Source organism: Mycobacterium lepromatosis, assembly GCF_000975265.2.
Classification (GTDB): domain Bacteria; phylum Actinomycetota; class Actinomycetes; order Mycobacteriales; family Mycobacteriaceae; genus Mycobacterium; species Mycobacterium lepromatosis.
This window is the reverse complement of record NZ_CP083405.1, coordinates 1,846,220-1,861,991: the sequence shown is the minus strand read 5'-3', so window position 1 is coordinate 1,861,991 and position 15,772 is coordinate 1,846,220. Positions and strand designations below refer to the sequence as shown.

Annotated in this window: 15 protein-coding genes; 2 read left to right on the top strand and 13 right to left on the bottom strand. The window is 58.9% G+C overall.

Going from position 1 to position 15,772, the window contains the following annotated elements; genetic code table 11:
• Positions 1–208: 208 nt before the first annotated feature.
• The 12 genes from xerD to MLPF_RS17510 form a co-directional block, all read right to left on the bottom strand.
• Positions 209–1,159, bottom strand: a complete 951-nt coding sequence (gene xerD, locus MLPF_RS08910) for a site-specific tyrosine recombinase XerD (RefSeq protein ID WP_045843097.1) — start codon at positions 1,157–1,159, stop codon at positions 209–211.
• Complete coding sequence (locus tag MLPF_RS08905) at positions 1,156–1,692, bottom strand: NUDIX hydrolase (protein WP_045843096.1); 537 nt, start codon at positions 1,690–1,692, stop codon at positions 1,156–1,158. The genes xerD and MLPF_RS08905 overlap by 4 nt, the downstream gene beginning before the upstream one ends.
• Complete coding sequence (gene pyrG / locus MLPF_RS08900; protein ID WP_045843095.1) at positions 1,685–3,454, bottom strand: CTP synthase; 1,770 nt, start codon at positions 3,452–3,454, stop codon at positions 1,685–1,687. The genes MLPF_RS08905 and pyrG overlap by 8 nt, the downstream gene beginning before the upstream one ends.
• A 165-nt stretch (positions 3,455–3,619) precedes the next feature.
• Positions 3,620–4,573 (bottom strand): copper transporter, encoded by a 954-nt coding sequence (locus tag MLPF_RS08895; RefSeq protein WP_045843094.1) that lies wholly within the window; start codon positions 4,571–4,573, stop codon positions 3,620–3,622.
• 21 nt (positions 4,574–4,594) lie between these two features.
• Positions 4,595–5,776, bottom strand: coding sequence for a putative cytokinetic ring protein SteA (gene steA / locus MLPF_RS08890; protein WP_045843093.1), 1,182 nt, complete (start codon positions 5,774–5,776; stop codon positions 4,595–4,597).
• Between the two features lie 183 nt (positions 5,777–5,959).
• Complete coding sequence (gene recN, locus MLPF_RS08885) at positions 5,960–7,723, bottom strand: DNA repair protein RecN (RefSeq protein WP_045843092.1); 1,764 nt, start codon at positions 7,721–7,723, stop codon at positions 5,960–5,962.
• Positions 7,724–7,746: 23 nt separating this feature from the next.
• Complete coding sequence (locus MLPF_RS08880) at positions 7,747–8,682, bottom strand: NAD kinase (protein WP_045843091.1); 936 nt, start codon at positions 8,680–8,682, stop codon at positions 7,747–7,749.
• Positions 8,679–9,488, bottom strand: coding sequence for a TlyA family RNA methyltransferase (locus MLPF_RS08875; protein ID WP_045843090.1), 810 nt, complete (start codon positions 9,486–9,488; stop codon positions 8,679–8,681). Before MLPF_RS08875 ends, MLPF_RS08880 begins: the two co-directional genes overlap by 4 nt.
• Positions 9,489–9,495: 7 nt before the next feature.
• Entirely contained in the window at positions 9,496–9,681 is a 186-nt protein-coding gene (locus tag MLPF_RS08870; protein ID WP_045843089.1) for a hypothetical protein, read from the bottom strand.
• 324 nt (positions 9,682–10,005) lie between these two features.
• Entirely contained in the window at positions 10,006–10,104 is a 99-nt protein-coding gene (locus tag MLPF_RS17520) for an HAD hydrolase-like protein (protein ID WP_236685020.1), read from the bottom strand.
• Between the two features lie 673 nt (positions 10,105–10,777).
• A complete protein-coding gene (locus tag MLPF_RS17515) occupies positions 10,778–10,966 on the bottom strand; it encodes a hypothetical protein (RefSeq protein WP_236685018.1) in 189 nt (62 codons plus the stop codon).
• Positions 10,967–10,999: 33 nt separating this feature from the next.
• Positions 11,000–11,197: a hypothetical protein gene (locus tag MLPF_RS17510; protein WP_236685016.1), complete on the bottom strand. Its 198-nt coding sequence runs from the start codon at positions 11,195–11,197 to the stop codon at positions 11,000–11,002.
• 1,697 nt (positions 11,198–12,894) lie between these two features.
• On the opposite strand from MLPF_RS17510, the gene MLPF_RS08850 reads away from it, so the two are divergent.
• Entirely contained in the window at positions 12,895–13,044 is a 150-nt protein-coding gene (locus tag MLPF_RS08850) for a hypothetical protein (protein ID WP_175266407.1), read from the top strand.
• A gap of 426 nt (positions 13,045–13,470) precedes the next feature.
• Entirely contained in the window at positions 13,471–13,869 is a 399-nt protein-coding gene (locus MLPF_RS08845) for a hypothetical protein (RefSeq protein ID WP_050039105.1), read from the top strand.
• 618 nt (positions 13,870–14,487) lie between these two features.
• Here the strand turns inward: MLPF_RS08845 and tyrS are convergent.
• Positions 14,488–15,768, bottom strand: a complete 1,281-nt coding sequence (gene tyrS / locus MLPF_RS08840; RefSeq protein ID WP_045843112.1) for a tyrosine--tRNA ligase — start codon at positions 15,766–15,768, stop codon at positions 14,488–14,490.
• Positions 15,769–15,772: the final 4 nt, after the last annotated feature.

Below are 15,772 nucleotides of genomic sequence, written 5' to 3'. Positions count from 1 at the left end.
AAGCTATTGTCGACCGGGACTGGTTACATCGAGGCTCGATCGTGGTTCCCGGCAAGGTCATGGTTCCTGGCACACTGAAGTGACCAAAAATACATGCGCGGACAGCAAGGTGCGCTATGGAACACCATCGAGTACAAAGCGCACCTCAAATAGCAGACGCTGGTGCCCGATCTGGTGCTGGAACAAATACCTGGGTTGAAACGCAGAGCTATTTGGCCCTAGGGTGCGCTTCGGCCCACACTTCACGTAACGCATGGACAGTGACCAACGTGTAGATCTGTGTTGTCGTGACCGAGGCATGACCCAGTAACTCCTGCACAACCCGGACGTCGGCGCCACCTTCGAGTAGGTGGGTGGCAAAGGAATGCCGCAGTATGTGCGGCGACACACCCGAAGTGATACCGGCATGTTCGGCGGCATCCTGCAAAACTTGCCACGCACTTTGACGCGACAATCGACCGCCGCGCGCATTGAGGAAAATGGCTGGCGTCATGAACATTCCCGGGCCCCGGCGAGCCAGGTCGGAGCGTCCACGCACTAGATAGGCATCCAGCGCTTGCACAGCTGGACGCCCCACCGGTACTAGCCGCTGCTTGCCGCCCTTCCCCTGCAACAACACCGTTCTGGCCTGAGTGTCGACATCGTCGACATCAAGCCCAACAGCTTCAGAAATCCGGGATCCAGTAGAGTACAACAACTCCAGCAACGCCCGATTGCGCAGTACCAGCGGTCCGTTGGCAGGACTTTCGCCGCCCACACTCTCCAGCAAAGCCAGCACCTCGCCAACTGTCAAGCTCTTAGGCAACCGACGGCTTGGCGTAGGCGGACGGACAGTTCGCGCAACATCCAGTTCGGCCAGCCCTTCAGCGACAGCGAACCGATGCAAACCGCGCACTGCAATCAACGCCCGCGCTGCTGACACTGCAGACAGCGCCGCCACACCGGAATCGGGATCCCCACGGCGCAGTGCCACCAGGAACTCGCTAACGTCGTCCTCACCGACCTTGGCCAGATCCTCAATTCCCCTATTTAACAAGTGCTTAGAGTAGCGGATCAGGTCACGGCGATAGGAGCTCAGCGTGTTTGCCGCTACACTACGCTCGATGGTCAGATGGTCGAGGTAGCCTTGCAGCTGTGCCTGAAGCGCGGCTGTTGTCACTGGGCCACCTTTCGTGCCGCGAACGCCGTTGGCTTGTCAATCCACCGACTCTCTAACGGGCACGATTGCGCGAACTCGGTGGTCACCGCATGGGCTGATAAAATCCCTTCAATAACAATGGATTTGATAATGTCACCACTGAACACCCAGCGGGCTGTCTCATCGATAGGCGGCCAGCGCATGGTCATGTCGGCCTTTTCATCATGCGCTTCGAGTCGAGCCACTTCACTTAATCCGGTGACCAGATAGATTCGCACCGATTCGTCGCTGAAGCCCGGTACAGTGTTGAGGTCGGGCTGGCGTTCCTGTGTCAGCAGCTCCCACAGCCGCGAATTGTACGTGTTGCGATACTGATAGACCATCGGGATGTTGTTGCCATCCATCGCTACGATGGCGGCCACACCGCAGTGCTCAATAAGCTCACGTACCATGGTGCGGTCACCGGGCATCCGTACCTGGTCGCGACGCAACACGGAACTGTTGCCGCGATCAGCCGTTTCGAACGAGGTCGTCTTGAAGACGCGCTCAGCCACGGGCGGCAGGCGCCTGGAGCGACCGTTCGACGCCATCTCGATGCTGGTTGCTGTTGGGCAAGTGCTCAGAAATTTCCGGGACCGAAGGGATCTCCACAGGGAGCAACTCCGCCGACTTGTAGTCGATTGCTGCCCCGACGAAAGCGACGAACAGCGGATGTGGCCGGGTGGGTCGGCTCTTCAGTTCAGGGTGAGCCTGGGTGCCGACCACGAATGGATGCATGTTGGCCGGGTATTCGACGAACTCCACCAGATAACCGTCGGGCGAAGTTCCGGAAATCCGCAGCCCGCTTTCGGCGATCCGATCGCGGTAGGCGTTGTTGACTTCGTAACGGTGTCGGTGTCGCTCGGACACCTGCGTTGCGCCATACGCTTGGGCTACGATCGAATCCGGCTGCAAAACTGCGGGATAGGACCCCAGCCGCATCGTGCCGCCGAGATCCGCTTCGCCGGCCACGATCTCTTCTTGATCAGCCATCGTTGAGATCACCGGATCTGGCGTGGCCGGTTCGAATTCGGCGGAGTTCGCTCGTACGAGACCGACTGAGCGAGTGGCCTCGATCACGATACACTGCAAGCCTAAGCATAGGCCAAGCACCGGCAGGCCCCGCGCCCGAGCGTACCGGATAGCGCCGATTTTGCCTTCGATTCCGCGGATACCAAAACCACCAGGGATCAGCACACCGTGCACGTCGGCCAGCGCCGCCGCAGCGCCCGTGGCGGTCTCGCAGTCGTCAGAAGCTACCCAAACTACCTCAACCTTGGCGTAGTGTTTGAACCCGCCAGCATGTAGCGCTTCGGAGACCGACAGATAAGCGTCGGAAAGGTCAACGTACTTGCCTACAAGAGCAATTCGCACAGTCCCGCGCGGCTCGTGAACACGGCACAGCAAGTCGTCCCACTCGGTCCAGTCCACGTCGCGAAACGGTAGATTGAGCCGGCGCACCACAAAGGCGTCGAGTGCTTCACGATGCAACATTTTGGGTATGTCATAGATCGATGGTGCATCCGGGGTGGAGATGACTCCATCGATATCAACGTCGCACATCAGCGCAATCTTGCTCTTCAACGCTTCGGGAACATCTCGGTCGCAGCGCAGGATCAGCGCATCCGGGGTAATGCCGATGCTACGCAACGCGGCCACTGAGTGCTGGGTGGGTTTGGTTTTGAGTTCGCCCGAAGGCGCCAGGTGGGGCACTAACGACACATGTAGAAAGAAGACGTTCTCTCGTCCAAGGTCGTGACGGACCTGCCGAGCCGCCTCCAAAAAGGGTTGCGACTCTATATCACCCACGGTGCCACCGATTTCTGTAATGACGACATCTGGGCGGTTGCCGTCGCCGTAGAGCTGGGCCATCGTCATAATGCGCTGCTTGATTTCGTCGGTGATGTGCGGGATCACCTGGACTGTATCACCGAGGTATTCGCCACGCCGTTCCTTGGCGATCACTGTCGAATAAACCTGCCCGGTAGTGACATTCGCCGAGCCGGAAAGATCGCGATCCAGGAATCGCTCGTAGTGACCGACGTCGAGGTCGGTCTCGGCGCCATCCTCGGTCACAAAGACCTCCCCGTGCTGGAACGGGTTCATGGTGCCCGGGTCAACATTGAGGTACGGGTCGAGTTTCTGCATTGTCACGTGCAACCCGCGAGCGGTCAGCAGTTGCCCGAGGCTGCTCGCGGTGAGTCCTTTGCCGAGCGAAGAAGCGACGCCACCGCTGACAAAGAGGTGCTTGGTAGCGAATTGCGGGTGCTTACGCACTAAGACGACCTCCGTGATGACGGACAGCTCATGTTTTCCAGGACTCTGCCCAGATGTTTCTGGCCGTTGCCAGCTGCGCCTGCCAACCTACGGAACCTCACCTTAACACCCAGCCTGTTGTGGCGCGGCAAACACGCTCTACACTGCAGCTACTGGGGTTCGAACCTACTGGGGCACGGTGATCGAGGTAGCCCCGTGGCCGATGCCGTACTGCCCGGTATGACCGCCACTGAGCAAGTCGTGCAGGCCCAGGATCGCGGTGATCCGCCCAGGCTCGGCATCGACATTATCGACGGTGCTGATCGCAGCGGCCATGCCAGCATCGGCGCGTGCCACCGCCACGGCGGCGATTCCCGTCGCTGAACCGTCCCGGCCAGCGAGCAAGGTGCCAGAACCATGCGGGGCTAGCGCGGCGGCAAACCGGGCCACGCTGACCCCTTGATTGCCGGCATCTTGGGGTAGTGAACCGCCGGTAATGACTAGCGCGGCGTTCGCCGCTCCCAGGTGATCATTTGGATGGTAGGTCTGGTAGGTGATGAAGCCTGTGTCACGCAGTGCCACCAGGACGGTACCGCGCTGAGCTTCTCCGACATCGGGGATGGCCGGGTTAGCGTTAATCAGCAACGCGATCCCCAGCAGGTCGCCAGCCTGCGAACCTTGATCGATGAGCTTGGTGCTCAACTGCGCACCGGCGGGTAGGATTGACGAATTAACCACGGTGCGAAGTTTTTCCGCAGAGTTGGCATCGACAAATTCCTGAGTCAGCGACACCGTTCCGATGACCGTCCCTCCGGCCTGGACCACGATTTTCGACACCGCAACGACATCGTCATCTTTTGCATCTGGCGTGCGGAAGAGCACCACCGACGTGCCCCCAAGCGCATCGTGCACAATCCTACCTAGCAGCTGGTTATCGAAATTATTTGCTGCACTCACTTTCTCGTTCAGTATGTTCTTCTGGTCGTTGAGCCCGCTGATTTGCGTGTATAAGTTCCGTTTCTCGTCACGCAGGCTGGACAACAAAGTGTCTGACAAAAAGCCGGAACCCAGTACAACTCCCACAGCCAACGCCAAGAAGACTGCAGCAAGCGAGAACGCATGTTGGCGTAACGAGATCATGGGTGTACATCCCTCGGGAAATTAGGTGACCAGGCGCTGTATCCAAAGGGAAAAGCGGTTCCAGTAGTCGATAACCCCTTGCAGCACCACACCATCAGTGCGTGATGCCCACAGCGCGGCAATGACCGCGATCAACATGATCAACGCCAGCAAAGCAACGGCGCCAACCGAAATATGGTTGCGGTAGAGGGTGGCGACTGCTTTGGCGTCCACTAGTTTCTCCCCCACCCGCAGCCTAGTAAGGAAGGTCGATGGGTTACTCTGCGTACGTGTTCGGTCGAAGAACGTCTCGATATTGGCAGTGTGTCCGGCCGTGACCAGCAGCGCCGCGCCATGATGATCGGCCAGCAGTAGTGCCAAATCGGTGGCCGAGCCAGCGGCTGGAAACGTCATTGCCCCGACCCCGAGATCCTGAATTCGTTCCAGACCAGGCGCGTAACCGTCAGCGTCAGCGGGTAACACCACGTGAGCACCGCACCTAAGTGCTTCGGTGCTGATCCGCTCAGGGTCACCGACGATGAGTTGGGGACGATAACCGGCCTTTCGCAACACATCCGCACCGCCGCTGACGCCAACCAGTACCGGACGATACTCCTTGATGAATGGCTTGAGGGACTTCAGATCATCGGCGGCACTAGGCTCGTCAGCAACTATTACCACATGCCGACGGTGCAGGTCGACGTCGACGTCGGGGATGCCGATGCCGTCAATCAACAAAGGGCTTTCGCTTTTGATAAATTCAATGGTGTTGCCGGCGAAGGCTTCCAAGTGGGTGGCTAGCCCGCTTTTGGCCTCCCGCATCAGATCGGCAATGTCATGGTCGGTGCGCTCAGTGCCGCAGATCAGCCGGCGGTCGCCAGAGTACACGCCGCCTTCGTGAAGGCGAACCTTGGCACCGTCCCTGATTTTTTTGAAGACTTCCGGTCCAGTTTCATCGATAAGCTTGACCCCGTTATTGACCAAAACCTCCGGACCCAGATTCGGGTAACGGCCCGAGACTGACGACGATGCGTTAACGACGGCCGCGATATCGGCCTCCACCAACGCATCAGCTGTGATCCGATCCAGATCCAAGACGTCGAGAACCGCAATGTCGCCGGGGCAGACTCTACGTAGCAATCGGTCGATATTCCGGTCAACTCGAGCGGTCCCAACCAGCCCCGGCCGGGAGGTATTGCGGGAAAGCAACGCTGACATCCTCATAGGGCAATTTTGGCTGTCAAATGCGGCTGGACCTAGGAGACGCGCCGTAACTCTAATATCATTAGTTTCTGCAGTCACATCTGTAACAGATTGTACCGACTTGATCGCACGAACCTCTGCAGATGTACAGGTTTTGCGGAGCGTCGACTTGCGGACACGATCGCTCGCAGCAGCATGCACAGGTTAGTTCTTATCGTTCTGCGCGGCATCGAGCAATTCACGGGCGTGTGCGCGGCCACTATCGGACTCACCAAGCCCCGCCAGCATCCGCGCCAACTCGGCCACCCTATCGTCGCTAGCCAGACGACGTACGTCGCTGGCGCCGTCGGGCCCGGCACTGTGCACCACCAGATGCACATCAGCGTAGGCGGCGACCTGTGGCAAATGTGTCACCACAATAACCTGGTGGGTGCGGGCCAGCCGCGCTAACCGACGTCCGATCTGCACCGCGGCCCAGCCGCCAACGCCGGAATCAACCTCATCGAACACCATCGTGGTGCCCGCCGCCGAAGTAGCTAACACTACCTCTAGAGCGAGCATCACTCGAGAAAGCTCGCCGCCAGAGGCGCTCTTCGCCAGCGGCAGCACCGTCATACCGCGATGCGCAGCAAAGCCAAACTCGACCTGGTCGACACCGTCGGCGCCGGCCCGAGCCACTCCGCCCGAGGGCAGCGTGACGGTGGCGGAACTATTATAGTCAGCAAACGGTATGAGATCGGTAGTCACGCTAATGGTGAATTCCGCATCGACCATAGCCAAGGCAGACAGCTCCGCGGTCACTTCTTTGGCCAGTCTAAAGGCTGCATCACGTCGAAGCTTGCCGAGATCGACTGCGGCTTGCGATAATTCACTTTCCAACTCATCGACACGAGATTGGATACCGGCCAACTTGTCAGAGGAAACGTCAAGTTGCTCCAGCCGTTCGCGTGACTCGCTTGCCCACTGCAACACCCCGTCGATATTCGCGGCATACTTGCGGGTCAGTGTGCGCAGTTGGGCTTGACGGACCAGCTTGGACTCCAGTGCACTAGCATCGACCGGCAGTTCCTCCAGATAGTCGCCGAGCTGACGACCCACGTCGACAGCCACCGTCAGTGCCTCGCCGATTTGGTCGGCGAACGCCCGCAACGTTGCGTCATCGGTCGATTCCAGCGCAGCTTTCGCCTGCCCCAGACGGTCAACAGCATTCGAGCCTGACACGTCCACATCGTCAAGCGCCCCGAACAGCGCCGCGCGCGCATTAACCGCGACTTCGCGCAGCATATCTAATTCGGAAAGCCGAACGATGTCAGCGACCAACGCGTTGTCCTCGCCTGGCTGCGGATCGACACTATCGATCTCGCTCAGCGCGAATTTCAGCCGATCCGCCTCTTGGGCAAGTTCCCGAATCCGATTGCGGCGATCGATCAGGTCGCGCCGCGCCAACAACCAGGCATCACGCAGCTCACGGTAGCGCTCACGACTGGGGCCTGCAGCCGCGTAACGGTCTAGCGCGGCGCGTTGCTCCTCGGGCCGCATCAACCGCAGTTGATCGTTTTGCCCGTGCAGGGCAAGCAGCTCAGTGGTAAAACCGCTCAGTGACTTGGCCGGCACGTTGCGACCACCGAGATAGGCGCGAGAAGGCCCGTCTCGGCTGACCGAGCGCAGCGCGATCACGCTGCCATCCTCATCGCGCTCTGCTCCCAACGCGTCAAGCATCCCATCAAGCTGCGCGACCACAACATCGTCTAGGTCAGTCGTCGTGAACCGGCCTTCAACAACCGCACGGTTAGCTCCTGATCGGACACGGCTTGCGTCGGCGCGAGCCCCGCCAAGTAGATGCAACCCGGTCACCACCATGGTCTTGCCAGTACCGGTCTCGCCGGTCAGCACAGTAAGGCCCCGATCGAACTCAGCGGTCGCAACGCTGATAGCGCCCAATGACTCGATTCGTATTTCCGTCAGCATTCAGTGCGCACCAGGTAACGCCATCACTTCCCGCGCCAACCAGTCACAGGCAACCGGAATTTGCGGACCAAGCGGTCAGTGAACGGCGCGCTATCCAGGAGCGCCCATTTCACTGGTGTGGTACAGCGAGTCACCTCGAGCCGTCCACCGGCCGGTATCAGCATTTCGCGGCGACCGTCGCAGAACACCAGTGCGTCATTGCCGTTAGCCTCTAGCTCAATTGCCACGGCAGCATCGGGGCTGGTAACCATCGGCCTGCCGAACAGCGCATGAGCGTTGTTGGGTACTACCAGGATCGCTTCGAGATCTGGCCACAGCACCGGACCACCTGCCGAGAAAGCATAGGCGGTGGATCCCGTGGGGGTCGATACCAACACCCCGTCGCAGCCGAACGTCGACACCGGCCGGCCTTCGATTTCGACGACCACCCCGAGCACGCCCAGCCGCGGACCCTTTTCCAAACTGGCTTCGTTAAGTGCCCACCCCTGATCGATGATGCTCCCACCTTGGCGTACCACGATGTCGAGCGTCAAGCGCTCCTCCACGCGGTAGCCCCTCGCGATGACGTGCTCCAGCACAATATCAATAGCCTCCGCTTCGGCCTCCGCCAAAAAGCCGATCCGGCCCAGGTTGACACCCAGCACGGGGATGCGGGCGGTGCGAGCCAGCTCAGCGGCACGTAAAAAGGTGCCATCACCACCGAGCACCAGCACCAGTTCGCAGCCCTGGGCAACGTGCGGGTCAGCATCGACCACCTCGATATCAACACCCATTGCACGCATATCGTCGAAAGCAAGATGCAGCGATCCCCTATCGACCGCCTCAGCAGATAACACCCGAAGTGCAATTCCATTGTCACCCAAAACTTTTTTTACACGCCGAGCCGTCTCGGTTGCTTCGTCACGTCCGGTGTGGACGACCAGCAGCACAGTCCGTTGCGCCGCTTTGTGACGAGTCACTGCGGGCCTTCTGCGATGGCACGTTGCACGGCTTCCTCCAGCCTATCAGTTGAAAGCCCCCGATCGGTCTGAGCGCGTAGCCACAGGAAATATTCAACGTTGCCCGACAGACCCGGAAGCTGGCTGGCAGTTACATCCATGGTGCGCCATCCGCACTCTGTAGCGCGATGCGCGACGGCCAACACTGAATCGGCACGAAGCCGCAGGTCGCGAACCACCCCACCGGGACCCACCTGGCCCTTGCCCACCTCAAACTGAGGTTTCACCATAGGCACGATATCCGCGCTCGGTAATGCGCAGCCAGCCAACGTCGGCAAGACAGTGGCTAATGAAATGAACGACAGGTCGGCCACCACCAAATCAACCGGCCCGCCAATCAGTTCGGGTGACAAGTCGTGCACGTTGGTCCGTTCGATAACGATCACGCGCGGATCGCAGCGCACCGACCAGGCCAGCTGACCGTACCCCACATCCACAGCTACCACCTCGGCGGCCCCGCGATCCAGCAGAACTTCAGTAAATCCACCCGTAGACGCGCCAGCGTCAAGGCAGCAACGCCCCGCGACCGGGATCCCGAAAGTGTCCAGCGCACCCATAAGTTTGTGCGCTCCGCGCGACACCCAACTACGCTCACCATCGTCCGCGACGGTCAGGACCGCGGTCATGGTCACGACGGTGCTAGGCTTGACTACCGGCAAACCGTCGATGCTCACCTTGCCGGCGCTTATCAATTTCGCGGCCTGCTGACGGGACCGCGCGAGACCACGTCGAACCAACTCGACGTCAACGCGGACACGCCGGACCACGACGCACTCAACCTTTCTCCACCGACTCCAGGGCCTGCAACAGCACGGAATGCACCTCGGAAAAACGGAGCGCTATCTCTTCGAGCTGGGCAAGAGATAGCCCGCTTACCGAAGCTTCTAAGTCGGCGAAGTCAGGCAGCTGGGCAAGCAGGACATCGATTTCGGCGCGAATCTGATCAGGATCGATAGTCATTGCGTTCCTACGCTAGTAACCGGCTAATCGTGCTGCACAGGGGACCAGCGATGCAGCGCGTCGCGGGCCCGGTCGTTACCGACTGCGATGCGCAACGGCCATCATCTTCAACTGCGCATCCCGTAACGCGCTGACGGTGACGTGAACCGTGAAGTACCTGTCCATATCCCCGACGGTTGCCATTGCTGCTGACCGTTACCGGCCCATCGTCGATATCGGTCGACACGGCATGCCGAGCACGGCCTCACCGCGAGGCAATTCGCAAAACTCGCACAGCGAACGTAAGTCGTGGCCTATGAAGCCTTTGAACCAACTTAGCGTATATTACGTCGCCGAGTGGTTCACTCCGGTGAGCACTATCAGACCGGGAAGCTCCGCGGCGTTAACGCCCTCGATGTCGGTATCCAACTTGTCGCCGACCACCAAGGGGGCACGGAAATCGCTTCGGTGCCAACGCATCCGTCAGCAGCCTGGGTGCCGGCTTGCTTGTCACCCGGGACTGTACACCGGTGGCCGTTCTCAGGACGGCCACCATGGAGCCGCTACCGGGCAGCAAGCTTCGCTAGGTGGGCAGAGGAGGGTAGCCGATGTTTGCTGCCACGTATCAGGCCTGCCACACATCGGGCATCGACCCGGATGGCCAACGCTGCCTCAGCAAGATCGGGCCAACCGGTGGTAGGGCGAGTTCCGTGGACAACGATGACAGGCTTGTCCTTCCCACGGTCGGAGAGCACGCAGCCCGACGGCGACAAATTTCATTGGCCAGCGACTCGATGCCCACGATTAGCACCGGCGAACCCGACAGCAACTCCTAGGCTAGCAGGTGGGCCACAATCTGGTCATTGGCCACTGCGGCTTCACCGATGGTGGTGCAGTCGAGTTCGCGCAAGTGCGCCGCAACATCATCAGGGCTAAGGTATGAATTGTTAGTGACAAACAGCGTGCGACTCGAGGCTCCACCTAACGACTACACCGCACCGGCGGGGGGAGTTGACAGCCGAGAAAAATCGTGCTGTCCAAGCCTCATCTATCAGCAAAGAGCCATTTTCCTGCGTAATACTTCATCATTATTTATCATGTCCACCAGCTGGTCGCTTTAACCCAGCTCGCTTACCCGATCTTCGACTTCGGTGACATCTTCCACAGCCATTACTGCGGACAACAGGAACCAGTACATCGCTTCGTCGCTGCGACCGAGCTCTAACAGCGTGTCGGCGTAAGCGTAGAACGACCGCGCAGCCATGGTGACGACACGGCTTGGGTCCAGCTGCAAAATGCACCACACCGTCGGCGCTTGCTCAAGCTACCCAAGACCGGCTCACGCACCAGCGACGACGATATGCAACTCGTCAGCGCCATCCTCACTAAACTGGGCGGTGTCGGGTCCCGAGCTAACTCGATCGCCTACTGCGGACGGCCAAGTCCACGTTTCACCATCAGCGATCAACGCAAGCAACAGCAGACTTGCTGCCCATTCTGCGGGCAGTGTGCAACTCAGGCCAATACCTGGGCCCAACCGCCACATTGGTAGGAGGCTATTGCGACGGCCTCGCAACTAGCGGCGATCCTGCTGGCGCGGGCTCGAGCAGCGGGCGTGGCTTAGGGCGCCTTCCTGATCACCGCCGGGGGGCAGTGCCTTGCGGCTGGACTGAACACGTACGATTCGGGTCTGACCAGGAAGCCTCCCACTCGGCGGCGGCCTGCCCCGCTGCGCGTCGCCGGATTCCGAGCACGGTCGTCGCGCACCGCTGCGACCATGCCTGTCGGCGACCATTCGTATAGTCCACCTCAAAACCCTTCTGAGATTTCGCTCTAGAGATTATGTGCAAGGGCTCCACGATTACGCATGTTGCCACCACTGTGCACACGCCTCGGGCCGGACTTTCGGCTGAGCACCGGCAGTTCCGCTGTGGTTAATCTGATTTCGTTAGAATCATTTACATTTGCATCCTATAAAGGATTAGCGGTTTACCTATGTAACGCAAAAGCACATAAAATCAGTGATTGACATGGGCTCCACTATACAACACAGCAAGATTAAATTATTGCACACTAGTGCGCTTTGGTACCGCACTACGCTTGTTAACACTGAACCATTATGGAGCCGACAATATTATCGGTTCACACTAAAAGACAGTACAGTCACCAATTGCAGGACGGACGTCCGTGGGCGTATGCGGGAACCCGGGCAGGGTTTTCATCAATCGGATGATAATGTGATCCCCTCGATGAGGAACTCGCATTTCCTCCCGTACCCCAACAATTCGTGGGCCGGCAAACCAGAGTAAACCCTGAAAACTATGCCTTGAGAAAGAAATCGGCAGGATCTTTATCCCGCTTATGTGTCGCGGGATAGGGATTGGAGGCATCGACCACATTCTATAATGCGAGTTCGATACTGCGAACACCTCATTAGTTGATATATAGACCCCAGCGGGGGTCCCATAGCCTTTTACCCCAATTCCAGATGCCCCCGCTGAAGCACCTCTCCACGACCAAAGATTAAGCGCCGGGAGCAACTCCGTAATCCTCTAACGCGCCAACGCCAACTCGGTTTAGTTTAAGTTACTAGGTCAAAATTCTACCGACTCGACACCACGAAGCCAATGAGGCCAAATTGGTCAAACTGGCCAGCAGGTGTATTGGGCAATAGCGACTTCCACGATACTTGGCCACTGATCGGACACAGCATAACCTCCCCAAGCAGACCGGGCTGGCCGTTCAACCTCTGCTGAAAACGGCTGGCGTCACCAGAGTCGCCAACTTAACCTAACTCGACGATCTCGGAATTCCCGCCATGCAAACCGGGCGACCCACCTCCACCAACCTTGTTGGTCAGTCAAGGAAAAGTAACCATCTACCGCGCGGCCCAAGTCTCCGCTGCCATGGAATCCATAGATAATCGGCATTGCGAGAACGTCACACCCGATTTATTAACCACGACCAAAACGGATATCGAGTCCACCCTACCTTAGGGTATCGCAACATAACTTCACCCGGCGGAAAGCGCTTTCCACCTGAGCGCCAAGATCGACCGCATAAGCGCCATCACGTTACCAATCGGCTGCCAAAACCTGGGTGCCATAAACCACCTTCCGGGTCAATATCGCAGTCAGCAATGGTTGATGACCACAGATGCTTTCGATAGACACCACAGGATTGACCTCAGGCACCATGCTACCACGCAGATGTCCGCGCACCCTATAAGAGATCATGAAGCGTCACACCGTGACCACCGATGCGCGGGGGTCAACGTTGTTCGAAGTGCCGATCAGTGGTGTCGCCAACTCGGATAGTGTCAACTTGATCGAGATGACTCACCGGGCCGGAAGCCACCTGCAGATCGCCCGGGTCGATACCTGAGATGGCTTCTACTGATCCGCGGCCACGCTTACCTCACCAACAATTGATGTGTCCTTTACCAGCAGCAGACCACACCACGAACCCAACGTGACGTTGTCGCACACGATCAGCGAAGCCGCCCCATCACGCCTGACGGCTATTAGCGTAGCCCGCGAAGATCTGCCGTTCACGATTTACCATCGGCTCGCCTGGGCACATAGCACATACTTACTCCGCGGCGCAGCGAACAATACGCCAGCTGCCCTCCGCTCAGCCAATATCCTGAAAAGCCCCGGCCGCCAGCTAGCTTAAACGATCTTGTGGCGGCTGCAGCAACGTCGATGGCGACTCAAGCTGTTGACAGTTGTATGCGACTTCGCCGACGGCTGCGTTCCAGTCATGTAAAATCATCGGCACCGACCCTACTTATCCTCGCTCTTATGGCCGATGCAAGTCCTGCTCGAAAAGTCGAGCATAATCACCCAGCTACGGATCATCGTCACAGAGAATCCCACTGTTAGTGTCACCGAGATCGGAACTATTATTACCTATGACGAAGTGGTGACACACATTGCGTTCGGACGACCATTGCCGTACGGCCTGCGCTCAGTCAACAATGCTTGTTGTCGAACAGCTCTTATCTCAGTACCCTTCAGTGCGGCACAAGGAAGTGCGCCGCCCCGGCTGCGTTGGACCCCAACCACTCTCGTTGCGATAGCAACCACCGACGGTGGCGAGTTCCCCAGCGATGTCGTCAACGAAGCTGTCTTGTCAATGCTGAACGTATGTACTACTGACTGGTGGGCGTGCTCGCCTGTGTTCGAGCAGGCTACTGCCTGGTACTGAACGCTGAAGTACCCCGACAAGCCCAGCATAGCTCACCAACGCACCTACCGAGCCGTCACCAAGATAATCGCCAACCGCTGCCGGCGCGCGCTGCAAATCGTTGCTCACCACTATGTGCTGGCCACCGGCATTATCGGCGAATACCAGCTTTCCCGAAACCGTCAGGGTGCAGTGGCTCACGGCCGAGAAAACAAGAGCCTGCCCGACGACCCCGTTGTGATCTCGACATTACTTAACTTACCACTCGTACCCTCGTGTTCACCCGGTCGCTTCCGACATCCAGCACTTCCTCGACCTGTTGTGCGACGCGCACCTGAAGCTGCTCGAATCGCGCGCCATGACCGCCCAGGCACCGACGTTGCGCGACCGCCTAGCTCGCCATAAACCGCATCTCAACGTGTGACATACCGACGCCATTCACCTCAAGCACCTGTTCAGGTCGCGATGGGTCCCCAGAGAACCACATAGAGATGGCTAAACGTGACCCTGATGACCAAACAAACTCGTTCTACGATTTGGCCCCACCGCCCCCGCTCGCTCCGGCAGCCGTGACCGCAGTTCGGGCCCATCGAAGTCAGCTATCCGGGTCCTAGTAACTAGTGATCACCCCAACCCGCTCTATACTCTTTCTACCCCAGCGATGTTCCGCTTGCCGCGGCGCAACACCAGCCAGCGGCCGTGCAGGAAATCCGATGTCCGGGGGGTCCATTCCTCGCTCTGAATGCGAATGTTGTTGACCAACACCCCACCTTCACCGATCGTGCGCCGCGCCGCGCCTCTGCTAGGGGACAGACCGCTGGCCACCAACAGATCGACAATCCCATCGGGATTGCCAGGTTTCAGCTGAGCAACCACTGTCTCGCGCAATGCCGCCGCCAACGTCACTTCATCAAGGCGAGTGAGTTCGCCCTGACCGAACAATGCCCTGCTGGCATGTTCAACAGCCTGGGTTGCCGCTGCGCCATGCACCAAAACCGTGAGTTCGGTGGCGAGTCGACGTTGTGCAGCACGTTCCTGTGGGCGTGAGACCATCGTCTGCTCCAGCTCGACTAGTTCGTCGGGCAACAAAAAAGTGAACCAACGCAGGTACCGAATGACATCAGCGTCGGCGGTGTTGACGAAGTATTGGTACCAAGCGTACGGGCTGGTCATCTCTGGATCCAACCATAAACTGCCGCCTCCGGTCGATTTGCCGAACTTGGCGCCATCGGCAGCGGTCACCAGCGGGACTGTGAGCGCATGCACTGTGGCGCCCAGCTTTTGGCGCACCAGGCGAACTCCAGCGATGATGTTACCCCACTGATCCGAACCGCCGATCTGCAGCGTACAACCATGGCGCTGATGCAACTCTACGTAGTCGTTGGCTTGCAAAAGCATGTAGCTAAACTCCGTGTAAGAAATCCCTTGGCCGTCCAACCGTCGCCGGATGGTGTCCCGATCTAGCATCACGTTGATCGAAAAATGCTTGCCGACATCGCGCAAGAACTCGATCGCCGACATCGGGCTCGTCCATTCCAGGTTGTTGACAACGATGGCGCCGGTCCTAGACTTGGCAGCATCATCGAATTCGACGAAACGTTCCAGCTGTCTGCGGATTCGCTCGGACCATTCCGCGACGGTGTACGTCTCGTTTAGTGTGCGCTCACCGATGTCGCGCGGATCACCAATCATGCCCGTAGCGCCACCCGCGAGCACGATTGGGCGGTGGCCGGCGCGTTGAAAGCGCCGCAATACTAGCAGCGGTACCAGATGCCCGGCATGCAGGCTAGGCGCAGTAGGGTCGAAGCCAGCGTAAACCGTCATCGGTCCACGCCGCAACTCGGCGGCTAGCACATCGAGGTCGGTGGACTGTGCGACCAACCCACGCCAGCCCAGCTCGTCGAGGATGCTGGAAGACATCCAA